Raw genomic sequence first — 16,359 nt, 5'->3', positions numbered from 1 at the left:
AGAACAGGGAGGGGACGTGAGCATGGAGGAAAATGATTGGATCAAACAACTGGAGCGACTACATTTCTCTGCTGTCCACGTCTGCCATTACTTTAGCAATCCGGGGGCTGTTCAGCGTCGGATCTGGAAAAGGTTCGCCATTTGCAGGGTCATCGCTGGCAAGGGATCTTTGTCTATGGATAACATTGTACATACGGTATCTCAAGACGAGTGGTTTTTGTTGAAGCCAGGAATGCATGTGGAGTTTCAGACGGATATGGAAGCACCTGTCCGATATCAGATCATTTTATTTTCCTGTGTTACACTTACCCGGCGTAAGAATGCTTGGCATACCGAGGCATTTGATCTCCCTGTGACGGGCAAGCTTAATGTTCCTTCCAATACAGGTGATATTCAGGAGATGATGGATACCCTGATGAGTGGAAAACACTCGTTTACGAGTCTGGAAAAGACGCGCAGGAAACATCTTTTGCATCAGTTGTTGATTCAGTTAATGATGCACGTGAAAGAAGCAACTCCCCCTGTAGCGGGGATGGATTTGGCACTTGATTATATGACGCATCAGTATAGGGAAGACATTCGAATTGATCAGATGGCCCGCGTGGCAGGGCTTAGTGTGAATCATTTTATAAGAACATTCAAACGGCAATTAAACATGACTCCGATTGAATATATATTGAAACTACGTATGGCAAAGGCCAAGCAGCTGTTATTTTCTTCAGATAAAATCAAGGATATTGCAGAGCAAGTGGGTTATAAGGACGAGCACTATTTCAGCAGAGTCTTCAAGAAAAACGAAGGAATCGCCCCAACGTTGTATATGAAAAATAAAGTGAATCGCATTGCCACCTTGTATTACGGGTTGGACGATTATGTGATAACGCTTGGTTTGAGGCCAGTATCGGCTTTATCCTATGGTCAGAGGGTGGCTCGACATGTTGCCATACCTGCGCTTCAAGCACACAGTCATCAGGGACTTATTCTGGATAGCTTCAATCAGAACTATGATGATTTGAGGCGAGTCCAACCGGACCTGATCATTACAAGTGATCGTTTGGAGCCAAATGACTCCCTGCATCGTATCGCGCCTACCACCATGCTGGAGCACACCAACCATTTTGGGGAGAGGCTTCTGTATATGGCGGACATTATGGGCCGCACCGAACAGGCTGTACAGTGGATAGAACAACATGCTGAACTGAGCCGGGTTCTTCGAGGACGCATTCAATCGAGGTGGGGGAAACAGAGTGCCATGTTCATCCGGGTGACTTCTCATTTCTACCGAATGTATGGATTGAACAACCAGACAGGGGCCCTGTTGTATGATGATCTGGGATTTTATTTGCCTCGTGATTTTCCGGAACAACAGTGGGCTGTAGAGAGTAAAGTTTGCGATTTGCAGTTATACGACGCGGATCATGTGTTTGTAATGGTCGATCCCACAGAAGAGGCACGTGCTCAACTGAGGCAATTACAGCAATCCGGTGCATGGTTGGCATTAAAGGCTGTTCAAGAAGGCCATGTATATAATGCAGGAGATATTTTTTTCAAAACGCTGGGTCCCACCGGACGCATGTGGGCCATGCGATATGTGGCAGAGCAACTTGGGGTTACCTTACGGTGATATTGTGCAAGAGAAGAGAGTGGAATAATCCATGGTAAGCCTGTATGCTTTTCCCTACTATAGTGATAATGATTATTATTATTAAATAGTAGAGGGGATTTACTACAAATGGTAAGACAGAGAGCAACAACGATGATACTGTTGGCCCTGCTTGTGCTCGTTCTGACGGCATGTAGCAAGGCATCAGAAGTAACAGAAGCAACGCCTCCGCAACAGGATACACCTGTGGAAGAGAGTGGTACGCAAACGATTGAGCATCTTAAAGGAACAACGGTTGTACCGCAAAAAATAGAGCGTATGGTGGTATTATCTGCTGCTTACATCGATCACATGTTAACGATTGGTGAGAAACCAGCAGGCGTTAATGTAGAAGTTCGTTACGGAGGAGATTATTTGCCTTACTTTGCAGATCAGCTTGCCGGCATTCCAACGGTAGGGTCTGCAGACAGTCCTAACCTGGAGGCTATCCTTCAGATTGATCCGGATGTCATCGTTATTGAGAGTCGAACTGCGGAGAGTACGTATGATCAGTTGGAGAAAATCGCTCCGACGATTGTACTTGGTACTGAATGGCTGGATTTTGTTGATGATACAACATATTGGACACAGGATCTGTTGACCATTGCCGGGATGTACAACAAAGTGGATCTGGCAAAAGAAAAGATAGCCGAGGTAGAGCAGCAGGCGAAGCAATTAAAAGCGAAGATCGAACAACTGGATCAAAAAAAGTTGGCTTATCTGCGTGTAAGAGAGAAGACCTTACAAATTTACGCGGCAAAAGGACATCCAACCAACACACTTTTGTATCATGATCTTGGATTTGTGCCAACGACTGTGACACCTGCCGAACAACGTGAGGATTTGTCCATGGAGAAAATTGCAGATGTGGATGCTGATTTCGTAGTTCTGGAGATTGACCCGAATGCCGATGAGTATGTAAACAACATCAACGCAAGCTCACTCTGGAAGGCAGTGCCGGCTGTCGGTTCAGATCAGGTCTATACGACAGACTCGTTCTGGTTGTTTAAGGGCTGGGGAGCGATTGGGCGAAGCGAGATTATCAACGAAGTTGAAGAGATGATTCAATAGATGAGACATTATCCAAGACATGATTATTCAGAGATGTCGGAAGTGTTACAGCAATTTTTTGTGACGACGATCCAAGTGGACTGCGATGATTCCAAGTATCCTTTCCGTGTGAAGGATCTGCTGAATGAAGAGAAACGAAACTTGATATTGCGTGAACAGGCTATGCAGCAAGGGCTTCAATTGGGCGGAAGAGGAAGTGCGGCCGTCGGTACACTTTTTGCCAAACGTTACTCCGTATTCGTGATGTCCGTAATTTCAGCATTCAGTCTATACGATACTATACTTAGCGTTGCAGACGATGATGTGCGGTTTGAATTGAATGGTGCAGGTGGCATGCGATATGAGACTCTGCTGGAGAGAACCTCTCTGGAGGGTGAAGATCCTGTTCAGCGCAGGTCAGAGAGTGGCTTGCTCAAGAAAAGAGTGCTGCTACATCTGGAACCTGTCCTGCGAGCGGTAGCCGTCGCTACAAGAGCGAGCGATAAGGTCATGTGGTCTCTGGTTGCCCATAATGTGCAACAATTGTATGCACGTATGATCAATGATCAGAGCATTTGGAAGACAGATGAACGGCTTGCAAAGATTCAAGAAGATCAAAGCCTCTGGCTGGATCGGCAAAACGATAATGCATGTACATTTGCCAATGAGCTGCAGCGCTTCGAACATTCCGGGTGGCAGGGACCTCCGTTCCTGATACGCCGATATTGTTGTTTGGCTTATCTGGTTGGAAACGGAAGTCATACACATGGGTATTGTAATAGTTGTCCGAAGCTGGATTCGGAATCCCGATTGCGTAAACTTCTCCAGCAGTGAACAGACACTCTTGTACCGCATGGTACGAATCAGTTTCAGACAATCCATGTTCTCTTCGGTTTCCAGTGGATAGAATCTATGATTGACAAGCTACACAACCTGCAGCGGCTTGAGCCAGCGTCTGCGGGTTTGTTGGCTTTGTACAAGTTCACGATACTTTTGCATTGAGGGATAGTATTCGTTATACTTCAAGCTATTGATCAATTAATCACTAACTATTGGAGGGCGGATTATCATGGCAAAGGATGCAGCAGCGTCGGTTAACCGGCGAAATGATATTATCTCTGCAGCAATTGACGTCTTCGCGGAAATTGGCTATTATCGTGCGACTACAGCCCAGGTGGCTGAACGGGCACAGATCTCACAGCCGTATATATTTCGTTTTTTCAAAACAAAAGAAGCTTTATTATTAACTGCAATTGAGGTCTCATGGACACGGGTGATTGATTCGTTTCGAATTGTGGTGGAGATGGCGACACCAGATCAGTTAGAGAATGATCTCATTGAAGCCTATGATAAAATTCTGGAATCGCACAAGAGCGAGATCTTGCTTCAGATGCAGGCGCAAACGATCCGGGAGGAAGTCATTCGTCAGGCTATGCAAAAAGGTATTAGTGATGTAAGAGCCATGGTACTGGAAGCTTTCACCGTTGCAGGAATTGCTGAACCGCTAAAAAGAACCATGATTTTTCTGGCAATCGGGATGTTGTGTAATGTATCTAATGCGCTGGATATGCCAGAGTTGAAGGAACGATAGAGAGGGAGGTAAAGTCCCTTTTTATATTTTAGTTATTGATCAATCACTAAATGGATGAAAGAGGTCGATCTACGATGAAAAGAGCTATTGTGATTGGAGCCACAGGTGGAACAGGTGCAGCAATTACGGAGGAATTGATTAGACGAGGGATTTCAACGATCGCATTTGGGCGCTCCCGTCAAAAGTTGGAGCAACTTGCGGTAAAATTGGGATATCCGGATCACCTGCTAATTGCAGTTGGAGATGCATTTCGGTCGGAGGATATTATTGCTGCTTCCCAGGGTGCCGATGTCATATTTCATAGTGCGAATGTCCTTATAACGAGATGGAGAGCAGGCTGATTCCGCTCGGTGAATCTGTGATGGCGGCGGCAGAACACTTGGGTCTGAACGTGGTTGTTATAGACGGAATCTATCCCTATGGCAGAAGACAAATGAACGAGGTAACCGAAGAACATCCGAAACAGCCACATACCCGTAAAGGCAAGATACGACTTGCCTATGAACAGATGTTATTCAGCACAAGTTGGAGCAGAGCTCAGGTGATGATCGTTCGTTTGCCAGATTATTATGGCCCATCGGCTAATCAAGCTTCCTATCTGGGTTCAACCCTTGAAGCGATAGCAAAAGGAAAGATGGCTTTTTTTATCGGGAATATGAACGTGCCGAGAGAGTATATTTATTTGCCGGATGCTGCGGTCATGGTGGTGGAGCTGGCAAGCAGAGAGACGACGTATGGACAGAACTGGAACATTCCTGGATCGGGGATCATCTCGGGTCATGACATCGTGCGATTGGCACAGAAGGCTGCAGGAAGAAGTAAACCTGTGATGGCGTTAGGAAGAGTGGGATTGTCTTTGATTGGACTAGGTGTACCCGTTATGAAAGAAATTGTAGAAATGTTATATCTGACTGAGGAACCCCTGATTCTGAGTAGACAGAAGTATGAGGAACGGATTGGCCCGGTTGTGGCAACATCTTTTGAGGAAGGAATTGCGTTGACGATTAAGGAGTTGGAGTTGCAGGGGGAGTAGAGGGGAATATATTTTTTGGAGAAAAGTAATTGATTGATCACTAACTGTGAAGGTTTCATAGGTATATTGAATAGGGGGGCGCACAAAGCTAGTCCAGGGCATAGAGTGTACTATTGTAAAATGCGGGGATTTGACGTGGTGTACAAGGAGGGGGGATTCTCTTGTGAGCGGTATATCCAAAAGGAAACGCAAAATTTCCTCAATCAGTACAGGTAAACGGAAAGCAAAAAAATCAAAAAAGCACTCTATCCCAAAGAAGAAGAGTAAGTCTTGTAAGAAAAGCAGACGTAAATGCAAAAAAAAGAAAAGTCACAGGATTCCTTTCCTTCGCGGCCCACGGGGTTATCAGGGAATGAGAGGATTCACTGGAGCAACAGGTGCTACTGGGTTAACTGGAGACCCTGGGTATCCCGGCATATGGGGAGCAACCATTTTAACAGGACGGACCGGAGTAACCGGAACCACGGGAAGTACCGGAATAACTGGAGTCACAGGTGCAACAGGAGCTACCGGACTGATGGGCACCACAGGTGTGACTGGTACTACAGGATTTACAGGTCCGACCGGTCCAACGGGTGAGGCGGGAGCAACTGGATCTACAGGAAGCACAGGAGTTACAGGATCGACTGGAGTCACAGGAACAACCGGCGCAACTGGAATTACCGGATTTGGTGTTACAGGCGTGACCGGTGCTACAGGAAATACCGGTATAACCGGCTTCACAGGTCCAACTGGAGTTGCAGGATTAGCTGGGGCTACCGGGTTCACTGGAGCAACTGGTCCAACTGGGATTGGTGTGATGGGACTAACGGGATCTACTGGTGAAACAGGATTCACAGGAGTTACAGGTTCGACTGGCCCAACCGGAGCGACGGGTCTAATAGGTATTACGGGTGCGACTGGATTAACGGGAAGTCCTGGTGTAACCGGAACTACAGGAAGTACTGGTGAGACGGGGCTAACAGGAGTCACAGGTCCAACTGGTGTCACTGGCACGACTGGATTAACTGGCGTTACGGGTACAGCAGGTACGACTGGACTAACTGGCGCAACTGGTACTACTGGAGAAACAGGCACCACAGGAACGACAGGATTTACTGGTGCGATCGGAGCGACTGGAGTCACTGGAGAGACGGGTCTAACAGGTATTACGGGTGAGACTGGAGTTACAGGAAGCACTGGTACTTCTGGAACAACAGGCACTACGGGGGCAACTGGATTAACGGGAGCAACCGGCGATACAGGCACGACTGGTTTGACAGGATTCACCGGAGCGACAGGAAGTACTGGTGAGGCGGGGCTAACAGGAGTTACAGGTACGACTGGCCTAACGGGGCCCACCGGGGGCACTGGCGAAACAGGAACAACCGGAACTACAGGAAGTACTGGAATAACAGGTAATACTGGTGAAACAGGATCAACAGGTACTACCGGATTACCTGGCGTTACGGGTACCTCGGGTGTAACCGGTTCTACTGGAATTACAGGCCTCACGGGAATTACTGGAGCAACTGGTGCTGCTGGCACTACCGGTGTCACAGGTACGACTGGTGTGACAGGACTCACTGGGGTCACTGGTATAAGTGGTGTCACTGGTGAAACAGGACCAACAGGTACAACCGGATTAACTGGCGTTACTGGAATTGCGGGCACAACAGGAACGACTGGAGTGACCGGTGCAACAGGTATTACTGGATTTACAGGTAGCACAGGTGCGATCGGAGCAACTGGTGCCACTGGAGAGACGGGTACCACCGGAGTTACAGGTGCTACAGGATCTAGTGGGGCGATAGGGGCAACGGGAAGTACAGGTACAACCGGCGTTACTGGCATAACAGGTACGACCGGTACTACGGGAGTTACAGGCATAACCGGCAATACTGGTGTAACAGGAGCCACAGGAATTACTGGAGCAACTGGAACTACTGGAGATACAGGTCAAACAGGGGTCACAGGAACGACAGGTGTGACGGGATCAACTGGCGCAACTGGAGAAACGGGGATTTCAGGTGCAACCGGAGTTAGTGGCACAACAGGAATTACCGGAGCTACCGGAATTACGGGTGCTACAGGAAACACCGGGACGACAGGTGTAACTGGAGAAACAGGGTTCACAGGACTAACGGGAGTTACCGGTCCAACAGGAACGACAGGGTTAACGGGGGTAACCGGAATCACCGGTGAGACCGGTGCCACAGGGATTACAGGTACAACTGGACTAACTGGCATTACTGGAACCACGGGTATTACAGGCGTGACCGGAGCTACCGGTCTAACAGGATTCACAGGCGCTACGGGATCGACTGGGGCGACTGGAGCAACCGGAATTACAGGTATCTCGGGAGTGACTGGCGTAACCGGAACGACGGGAATTACTGGAGCAACCGGGGCCACTGGTGTCACTGGAGAGACGGGTCTAACAGGAGGTACAGGTGCAACTGGTATTACAGGTCCTACGGGTGCGAATGGACCAACTGGTATTACCGGAACCGTGGGTATCACAGGCATGACCGGAGCCACTGGTGCGACTGGGATCACAGGAATCACGGGTACAGCTGGTGTAACTGGCCCAACAGGTGCGACTGGAGAAACAGGAAGTACAGGTTCCACGGGAGTAACCGGCGCAATCGGAACAACCGGTGCAACTGGAGAGACGGGGCTAACAGGTGTCACCGGGGAAACGGGTCTAAGCGGGGCTACAGGTGTAACGGGCTCAATCGGTTCGACTGGCCCGACAGGCGAGACAGGACTAACAGGTATAACTGGAGCTACTGGAAGTACGGGTGCGACGGGAATAACTGGTGTTACAGGTGCAACCGGAGTAAGTGGCACAACAGGAATTGCTGGTGTAACTGGCGCGACAGGATTCACCGGGGTTACTGGCTCAACTGGTAATACCGGAGCTACTGGCATAACCGGGGTTACCGGCGAAACAGGGCCAACCGGCACAACTGGCTTAACTGGCGTTACGGGTACAATTGGTGTGACCGGAGCTACAGGTCTAACGGGAAATACAGGACCAACAGGTGAAACAGGAATAACCGGAGTTACTGGCACTACTGGAGCAACCGGCTCAATCGGAACTACTGGAGATACAGGTTCAACAGGGGTCACAGGTACGACTGGTGTGACGGGACCGACCGGTGCTACTGGAGAAACGGGAATTACAGGTGCGGCTGGACTAACTGGCATTACCGGAACCACTGGCGTTACTGGGGAGACTGGTCTAACAGGGAACACAGGTGTAGCGGGACCGACCGGTTTGACTGGCCCAACTGGTGAAACAGGACCAACGGGCACAACGGGTGTAACTGGTATTACAGGAGTAACCGGAGCAACAGGTGTCACTGGAGAGACGGGTCTAACAGGGGGTATAGGTGCAACTGGTATTACAGGTCCTACGGGTGCGACTGGAGAAACAGGAATTACAGGTGCCACGGGAGTAACCGGCGCAACCGGAACAACTGGTGCAACTGGGCTAACAGGAGTCACTGGTGTCACCGGGGCTACAGGTGTAACGGGATCTACCGGTTTGAATGGCCCAACAGGAGAGACAGGACTAACAGGTATAACTGGAAGTACGGGTACGACGGGAACAACTGGTGTTACAGGAGCAACCGGAGTTAGTGGCATAACAGGAATTGCTGGTGTAACTGGCACGACAGGACTCACTGGGGCTACTGGTTCAACTGGTAATACCGGAGCTACTGGCATAACCGGGGTCACCGGTGAAACAGGGCCAACTGGCACGACTGGCTTAACTGGCGTTACGGGTACAATTGGTGTGACAGGAGCAACAGGCGTCACTGGAGAGACGGGTCTAACTGGAAGCACAGGTACGACTGGAGTTACTGGTATAACTGGTCCGACAGGCACTACAGGACTAACAGGGAATACTGGTGAAACAGGACCAACCGGTGCGACTGGCTTAACTGGAGTTACGGGTACAACAGGTACGACTGGAGCAACGGGAAGTACGGGTACTACGGGAGCTACTGGTGTAGCAGGCACAACTGGTATCACAGGGGAAACAGGTCTAACAGGAATTACTGGTCCAACTGGTGTTACGGGATTAACTGGAGCCACGGGCACGACAGGACCAACAGGACCAACCGGAGCCACTGGTGTGACTGGCATAACCGGAGTCACAGGTACGACTGGAGTTACAGGAGCAACGGGGAGTACTGGTTCCACAGGAATAACTGGCGTATCCGGGCCGACTGGTGCTACTGGAATTACTGGCCAAACTGGTGTGACAGGATCAACCGGAGTTACGGGAGTAACTGGACTTACTGGGGTTACAGGTACTACTGGAATTTCTGGAACGACGGGAGCAACTGGAGAGACGGGTCTAACTGGTGTCACAGGTACGACTGGTGTGACGGGGCCCACCGGGACTACTGGAGCAACAGGAACCACGGGCATTACAGGAGTGACGGGTGTAACAGGCGCTACCGGTACGACCGGAGCCACTGGGGAAACAGGTATAACAGGGGTTGCAGGAACGACTGGGGCAACCGGAACTACGGGAGTTACTGGCGTAACCGGTTCGACTGGAGAGACGGGTGCAACAGGCTTTACCGGCACGACAGGTACAACAGGACCAACCGGAGCCACTGGTGCGACTGGCATAACCGGAGTTACAGGTACGACTGGTACTATAGGGGCAACCGGTCCAACGGGTATTACTGGTGAAACAGGAGCCACCGGCACGACCGGCGTAACTGGCATTACGGGTGTGACTGGAGCTACTGGAATTACCGGCGCCACCGGCATAACTGGCCAAACTGGAGAGACGGGTCTAACAGGGGTCACAGGTACGACTGGAGCAACGGGAACTACGGGACTTACTGGTGTAACCGGCGCGACTGGTGCCACTGGCATAACTGGCACAACTGGCGTAACTGGTGTTACGGGTACAACAGGAACGACTGGGGCGACCGGATCTACGGGAGTTACTGGCGTTACCGGCACGACAGGTACAATCGGAGCCACAGGTACAATCGGAGCCACAGGTACAACCGGAGCCACAGGTGCGACTGGCATAACCGGAGTTACAGGTACGACTGGTGCTACAGGGGCAACCGGTCCAACGGGTATTACTGGTGAAACAGGAGCAACCGGCACGACCGGCGTAACTGGCATTACGGGTGTGACTGGAGCTACTGGAATTACAGGTGCCACCGGCACAACTGGTCAAACTGGAGAGACGGGTCTAACAGGGGGCACAGGTACGACTGGTGTGACGGGACCAACCGGGGCTACTGGAGCAACGGGAACTACGGGAGTTACAGGCGTAACCGGAGCGACAGGAACTACGGGTGCGACTGGTGCCACTGGCACAACTGGCGTAACTGGTGTTACGGGTACAACAGGTACAACAGGTACGACTGGAGCCACTGGGATCACAGGTGTGACTGGAGCAATAGGAACCACGGGTATTACAGGAGAGACGGGTGTAACAGGCGTTACAGGCACGACCGGCGCGACGGGAACAACAGGAAGTACGGGAACAACAGGAACCACGGGTATTACTGGCGTGACCGGAGCAGCTGGGGCTACAGGGCTCACAGGTGTATCAGGAGCCACCGGAAGTACTGGTTCAACAGGAGTTACCGGTATAACTGGCGCGACCGGAACAACTGGAGAAACAGGAATAACGGGAGCTACAGGACTAACTGGTGTAACTGGGACAACAGGAACTACAGGTGCAACTGGGGTTGCCGGAGTTACGGGAACTACTGGGGTTACAGGCATCACAGGAGCCACCGGCCCGACTGGACCAACTGGGGCTAATGGAATTACGGGGGCAACCGGTGTAACGAGTGCAACCGGAGCTACAGGTGCCACTGGAGCAACAGGCATAACAGGAACTACCGGTGCAACCGGCCCCAATTTTGCAACACAAGGGTTCTCGGCATTCCTGGCTACACTTTCGACAGCAACCAGCACTCAGTTAACCAACTGGACGACTACGGCTCCCTATTACGGTAATGCCAACTTCAATGCAACCACAGGAAACTATACCGTCCCGGTAACCGGAAGATACTCTATTGTGGCCACGATCAATTATGCAACGACTGCAGCGATTGCTCTATCTCTGGGTGCAGGCGTTAACCCAGCCTTTCTTGTACAGAGAACATCCCCAACGGTAACTACACTTGTCAGTGGTTTGTTGCCCGTCCTAAATGTCGCGATTACGTTACTTACACTGCGGGCAGTGCTGGGAAGTGGTTCGGTGACTTTGGCGGTAGAAGTGGCATTAAATGCGGGAGATGTGATTGGACTGTTCTATGCCGCAAACGGGCTGACGATTACGTTGAACCTGGGCAGTGGTGCTACAAATGGAATTGTTTGGTCTGTGCATGAGATTACCTAAAAACTTCTCAACGGATTGCGCCTATGGACAAATTCGTAAAGTTGTAATAAGTTAGTTTGAAAATATTCGAAGTATCTTTCGAAATTTGGACTAACAAGTGAGGTGGATTTCATGATTCCTATTTTGGGACGCATTAACGAATTAAGTCGAAAACAACGTAGCAGCGTCGGTTTGACAAAAGCAGAAAAAAGCGAGCAGCACGAGCTTAGAAAACAATATTTGCAGGCTATTCGAGGTCAGGTACTGACAACCATGCTGGCAGTATCCGTTGTGGACCCACTGGGTCATGATGTGACCCCTGAGAAATTAACCAACGAAAAATTGCAGCGCCGTGAACAAGCCGGCCAATAGCATTCCTTTAATAAGACAGGCCAAGGTTACATCTTGGTCTGTCTTTTTTTATTTTCTGCAATCATCCGCTCAGCAGGAACTGCATTAATAATCCAGTTAGTGTTTCGTGCGAATTAACAAGCATGTTAGATATTTTTAGTGTTGATGACAATAAAGCTACCGCGAGCTTCAAATGATCTCTGATAACTCATATAATAACGCTAATATATTTCAGAAACACAAAGAAAAATCACAATTACTCTCAATATAACTAACAACAAACTTACATCAAATAATCAAAGAAAGACTAGTTCATATATGTATCTCGAAAGGGTTGATGAATCATGAGCCTGGAAGCTTTGAATGAACGTGTGAAGAATGATCTGGCTTATTTGTCATTTGGTGGCGCGAACTGGGTACGTCCAAGAGAACATGCAGATGGTCATGTCTATGATGTCGTCATTGTGGGTGGAGGCCAGAGTGGTTTAGGAGCGGCATTTGGACTTCTTCGTGAACGGATCTCCAATATTGTGGTCATTGACGAGAATGCATCGGGGCTTGAAGGACCTTGGGAGACTTATGCACGTATGGTTACTTTGCGCACACCCAAGCATCTGACTTCCATCGATCTGGGGATCCCCTCGTTAACCTTTCGCTCATGGTGGGAAGCACAGGTTGGGCCCGAAGGTTGGGAAGAGGTAGATAAGATCCCGCGTGGGGACTGGATGAATTATTTACGCTGGTATCGGAAAGTGCTGAATCTGCCTGTGCTTAATGAGGTGAATTTGACGCTGGTTGAGCCTATAGAGAACGGAATACATCGACTTCATGTGAACAAGGCTGGATCTCAGATGGACGTTATACTTGCTCGCAAAGTAGTGTTTGCTACGGGAATTCAAGGTGGTGGACAGTGGCATGTGCCGTCCATGATTGCGGATAGATTACCTCGGGAGCTGTATGCCCATACGTCTGAAGCAATTGATTTTGAACGGTTAAAAGGTAAACGGGTTGCTGTTCTTGGCGGCGGCGCGTCTGCTTTTGATAATGCGAGCTATGCACTTGCCACAGGTGTGGCAGAAGCTCATGTATTTGTCCGGCGGGAACAGCTGCCTAGTGTTAATCCCATTCGTCAGATGGAACAATCCGGTATGATCGAGCGGTACCACGCTCTTCCGGTTGCTGATAAATATGAAGTGATCTCTCATTTCTTCAAATTCAATCAACCCCCAACCAATGATACGTTTAATCGTGCGGCAGCCTGGCCAGGATTCGAACTACATTTGAATTCGCCTTGGCTGAGTGTAGAAGCAACAGACCAAGGCGCGATTGTGCATACCGCACAGGGTGCATATGAGTTTGATTTTCTAATTATTAGCACAGGTCTTCTCAGTGATCCTGCACTCCGTCCTGAACTGAAGCTTGTGGAGCCATACATCGCGCGTTGGGAGGATTGTTACCAGGCTCCACCAGAGCATCGCAATGCGTTGCTGGACGCACATCCATACCTGAGTTCCGGGTTTGCAATGACCAGCAGGAGTGAACAGGGTGAGAGAACGTTGCACGGACTGTTTGTATTCAACTACTCTGCACTTGCCAGCTGTGGTCTGTCGGCATCGGCAATATCGGGAACGAAGAGTGCAGTGCCGAAACTGGTCTCTGCCATAGCGAATCAGTTGTTCCTTGATGATCGGGAAGTTATTTTACAACAATTCTATGCGTATGAAGAACAGGAATTTACGGCTACTTGGGTGAAAAGTGGTGCCCTCGCTGAGTAATCGCACGCTATAATATTGTGAACGTGTGGCATCTGATGCTGCACGTTTTTTTGTTTTTCATATGATGAAGGTTACACTTGCCTTTAATTTGTTGTAAAATGTCGGTTGGAACATGTTAAAGGCAGGGATAATAGATGAATGAAATGAACTATGAACAATTTAGAGCCCATTTGAAGAAAGCGTCGCGTAAACGAAATGTACCTTTGATTAAGATCGTAGCATTTCAAGAGAAATACATGAAGATTGAAGAAGTTCAATTTTACGATGTGGAACAAAATCATATGAGTGTTCGGGCCTGCAATACGTTGTGGATGCATCTGGAGAATAAATCTTTCCGTAATATGGTGTCCCAACATTTGCAGTTTTATAGAGATATGGAGAACCTGGGTCGGCATTCCTTTGAGAATCTGATCAAAGAACTATATGATACGTCTGTTCCTGTGCTGCTCGATTACAATCCCGCTCATTATTACACCTTGGGGCAGCTCGCTGAGATTCTGGTCATGGACGAGGAGAGGCTAATTGAACAATTGGAGATGGGCCGCTTCAAGGGTGCTTTTATTAATGAAGATGGCAAATGGCTTAAACCCAAACCGGATGCTATGGTTGTAGAGTCATAAACGTCATGCAGTTCCCATGAACAGCAAAATCCTGCAACGCCGCGCATCAAGCGCTGGAAGCTGCAGGATTTTTAATGGAGATTCTAAGTCGAAAGATGCGGGTTTTTGAATGTTTTTAAATTATTTTGAATGAAAGTGGTTGTTTTTTGAGTGAATTATGATACTATAGAAGCAGTTGGAGGAATGAAGATGCTGACTGAAGAACGATATGCTGCAATTATAGAGCGCTTACATTTACAGGGAATTGTGAAATTACAAGAGCTTGTTGATGTGTTGGGTGCTTCTGAATCAACGATTAGGCGTGACTTGATCGATCTGGAGAGTCGTCAGATGCTCAAACGCATCCACGGCGGTGCCGCACTGGTGAATGAAAAAACGCTGGAACCGGGCATGGAAGAAAAAACGTTCAAAAACATTCAACAAAAAACGACGATTGCCCGTTTGGCTGCACAGGAGATCGAAAATGGCGAATGCATTTATCTGGATGCAGGAACGACAACGTTAGCCATGATTCCTTTTATTGAAGCAAAAGACGTAACGGTTGTTACCAACGGACTTTCACATGTTGAAGCTTTGGTAAGCAAGCGTATTCGCAGTTATTTGCTAGGAGGTATGATGAAAATTCATACAAAAGCAGTCATTGGCAGTATCGCATTACAGAACATGGATAATTTCCGTTTTGATAAATGTTTTCTTGGAAGCAACGGAGTTGATCCCGAAATGGGGTATACAACACCGGATCCGGAGGAAGCCTTGATTAAAAGGCGTGCACATCAATTGTCGGGAAAATCTTATGTGCTGGCTGATTCCAGCAAAATAGGGGAAATTACTTTTGCCAAATTGTTTGATTTGGAGGAGGCCGATTTGATTACCGAGCAGATGCCAGAACATTGGCGGCCTGGAATCGCCCAGAAAACTAAAATAATTGAGGGATAACGATGATATATACGATAACACTTAACCCGTCCATTGATTACATCGTGGAAGTGGATGAGCTGAAGCTTGGCGGATTGAATCGAATGAATCGGGATTTGAAGCTCCCTGGCGGCAAAGGCATTAATGTCTCTCGCATACTGAATCAACTTGGAGCAGATAACACGGCTATTGGTTTCCTTGGTGGATTCACGGGACGTTTCATTAATGACAAGTTGCAAGAAGATAACATTCGGACAGACTTTGTTACGATTGCAGACGATACTCGCATTAACATCAAGCTGAAGCATGGAGAAGAGACAGAGATTAATGGTCTTGGACCTGCAATAAGTGCCGAAGAGGCGGAGCAGTTGCTTCACAAATTGTCCTCATTGCAAAAAGGAGATATTGTCATTCTCTCCGGAAGTGTACCTCCTTCACTTGGAACGGATTTTTATGATCGTCTCATTAAAGTGTGCAAGCAAACGGGTGCCGAATTTGTGATTGATACAACTGGCCCTGCGTTAATGGAAGCTCTTGAACATGCACCATTGCTGGTGAAGCCAAATCATCATGAACTGGCCGAACTGTTCGGTGTAACGATTAATACTCGCGAGGAACTGGTGTTATACGGGCGTAAGTTGCTGGAAGCCGGTGCCAAACATGTGTTGATCTCCATGGCAGGCGAGGGTGCATTATTCATTACCAAAGCCGAAGTTCATCATGCAAATGTGCCTAAAGGCACTGTGAAAAACTCGGTTGGTGCCGGTGACTCCATGATTGGCGGATTCGTAGGTACCTATGTACAGAGCGGAGATCTGCTGGAAGCTTTCCGCACAGGGGTTGCATCTGGAAGCGCAACTGCGTTCTCGGATGATCTGGCAACACGAGAATTGATTGATGAATTGCGTAATCAAGTAACCATTACGACAATCTAGCCTAACGGCCATATAAAAGATTTTTACTGTAATTGTAATGTAGTGAGGCCTGCCTATGCAGGCCGACTGAACTTAAGGGAGTGTACCAA

Annotated in this window: 10 protein-coding genes and 1 pseudogene; all 11 read left to right on the top strand. The window is 48.7% G+C overall.

Annotated elements, in window-relative coordinates; translation table 11 throughout:
- The first annotated feature begins 22 nt into the window (after positions 1–22).
- The 11 genes and pseudogenes from MHI01_RS08750 (at position 23) to pfkB (ending at position 16,270) form a co-directional block, all read left to right on the top strand.
- Entirely contained in the window at positions 23–1,624 is a 1,602-nt protein-coding gene (locus MHI01_RS08750; RefSeq protein WP_340982944.1) for an AraC family transcriptional regulator, read from the top strand.
- A 108-nt stretch (positions 1,625–1,732) separates the two neighbouring features.
- Positions 1,733–2,713, top strand: coding sequence for an ABC transporter substrate-binding protein (locus MHI01_RS08745; protein WP_340982943.1), 981 nt, complete (start codon positions 1,733–1,735; stop codon positions 2,711–2,713).
- Positions 2,714–3,526, top strand: a complete 813-nt coding sequence (locus tag MHI01_RS08740) for a hypothetical protein (RefSeq protein ID WP_340982942.1) — start codon at positions 2,714–2,716, stop codon at positions 3,524–3,526.
- Positions 3,527–3,761: 235 nt separating this feature from the next.
- Positions 3,762–4,283, top strand: coding sequence for a TetR/AcrR family transcriptional regulator (locus MHI01_RS08735; RefSeq protein WP_253507187.1), 522 nt, complete (start codon positions 3,762–3,764; stop codon positions 4,281–4,283).
- 74 nt (positions 4,284–4,357) lie between these two features.
- Positions 4,358–5,316 (top strand): annotated as a pseudogene (locus MHI01_RS08730) (NAD-dependent epimerase/dehydratase family protein).
- Positions 5,317–5,668: 352 nt separating this feature from the next.
- Positions 5,669–11,695: a beta strand repeat-containing protein gene (locus MHI01_RS08725; protein WP_340982941.1), complete on the top strand. Its 6,027-nt coding sequence runs from the start codon at positions 5,669–5,671 to the stop codon at positions 11,693–11,695.
- A 111-nt stretch (positions 11,696–11,806) separates the two neighbouring features.
- Positions 11,807–12,046, top strand: coding sequence for a DUF896 domain-containing protein (locus MHI01_RS08720; protein ID WP_076326982.1), 240 nt, complete (start codon positions 11,807–11,809; stop codon positions 12,044–12,046).
- A gap of 323 nt (positions 12,047–12,369) precedes the next feature.
- The gene (locus tag MHI01_RS08715) at positions 12,370–13,800 is read left to right on the top strand and encodes an NAD(P)-binding domain-containing protein (RefSeq protein WP_340982940.1); all 1,431 of its coding nucleotides are present in this window, start codon (positions 12,370–12,372) and stop codon (positions 13,798–13,800) included.
- Positions 13,801–13,943: 143 nt separating this feature from the next.
- Positions 13,944–14,420: a hypothetical protein gene (locus MHI01_RS08710; RefSeq protein WP_340982939.1), complete on the top strand. Its 477-nt coding sequence runs from the start codon at positions 13,944–13,946 to the stop codon at positions 14,418–14,420.
- Positions 14,421–14,609: 189 nt separating this feature from the next.
- Positions 14,610–15,356 (top strand): DeoR/GlpR family DNA-binding transcription regulator, encoded by a 747-nt coding sequence (locus MHI01_RS08705; RefSeq protein WP_017689448.1) that lies wholly within the window; start codon positions 14,610–14,612, stop codon positions 15,354–15,356.
- A 2-nt stretch (positions 15,357–15,358) separates the two neighbouring features.
- Complete coding sequence (pfkB, locus tag MHI01_RS08700) at positions 15,359–16,270, top strand: 1-phosphofructokinase (protein WP_340982938.1); 912 nt, start codon at positions 15,359–15,361, stop codon at positions 16,268–16,270.
- Positions 16,271–16,359 lie beyond the last annotated feature (89 nt).

The organism is Paenibacillus sp. FSL M7-0656, assembly GCF_038003225.1.
GTDB lineage: Bacteria > Bacillota > Bacilli > Paenibacillales > Paenibacillaceae > Paenibacillus > Paenibacillus amylolyticus.
This window is presented reverse-complemented; position numbering and strand designations above follow the sequence as displayed.

Excerpts from the sequence above, each read along its gene's own strand:
- MHI01_RS08750 (WP_340982944.1), top strand. The coding sequence starts at position 23 with ATGGAGGAAAATGATTGGATCAAACAACTGGAGCGACTACATTTCTCT.
- MHI01_RS08745 (WP_340982943.1), top strand. The coding sequence starts at position 1,733 with ATGGTAAGACAGAGAGCAACAACGATGATACTGTTGGCCCTGCTTGTG.
- MHI01_RS08740 (WP_340982942.1), top strand. The coding sequence starts at position 2,714 with ATGAGACATTATCCAAGACATGATTATTCAGAGATGTCGGAAGTGTTA.
- MHI01_RS08735 (WP_253507187.1), top strand. The coding sequence starts at position 3,762 with ATGGCAAAGGATGCAGCAGCGTCGGTTAACCGGCGAAATGATATTATC.
- MHI01_RS08725 (WP_340982941.1), top strand. The coding sequence starts at position 5,669 with ATGAGAGGATTCACTGGAGCAACAGGTGCTACTGGGTTAACTGGAGAC.
- MHI01_RS08720 (WP_076326982.1), top strand. The coding sequence starts at position 11,807 with ATGATTCCTATTTTGGGACGCATTAACGAATTAAGTCGAAAACAACGT.
- MHI01_RS08715 (WP_340982940.1), top strand. The coding sequence starts at position 12,370 with ATGAGCCTGGAAGCTTTGAATGAACGTGTGAAGAATGATCTGGCTTAT.
- MHI01_RS08710 (WP_340982939.1), top strand. The coding sequence starts at position 13,944 with ATGAACTATGAACAATTTAGAGCCCATTTGAAGAAAGCGTCGCGTAAA.
- MHI01_RS08705 (WP_017689448.1), top strand. The coding sequence starts at position 14,610 with ATGCTGACTGAAGAACGATATGCTGCAATTATAGAGCGCTTACATTTA.
- pfkB (WP_340982938.1), top strand. The coding sequence starts at position 15,359 with ATGATATATACGATAACACTTAACCCGTCCATTGATTACATCGTGGAA.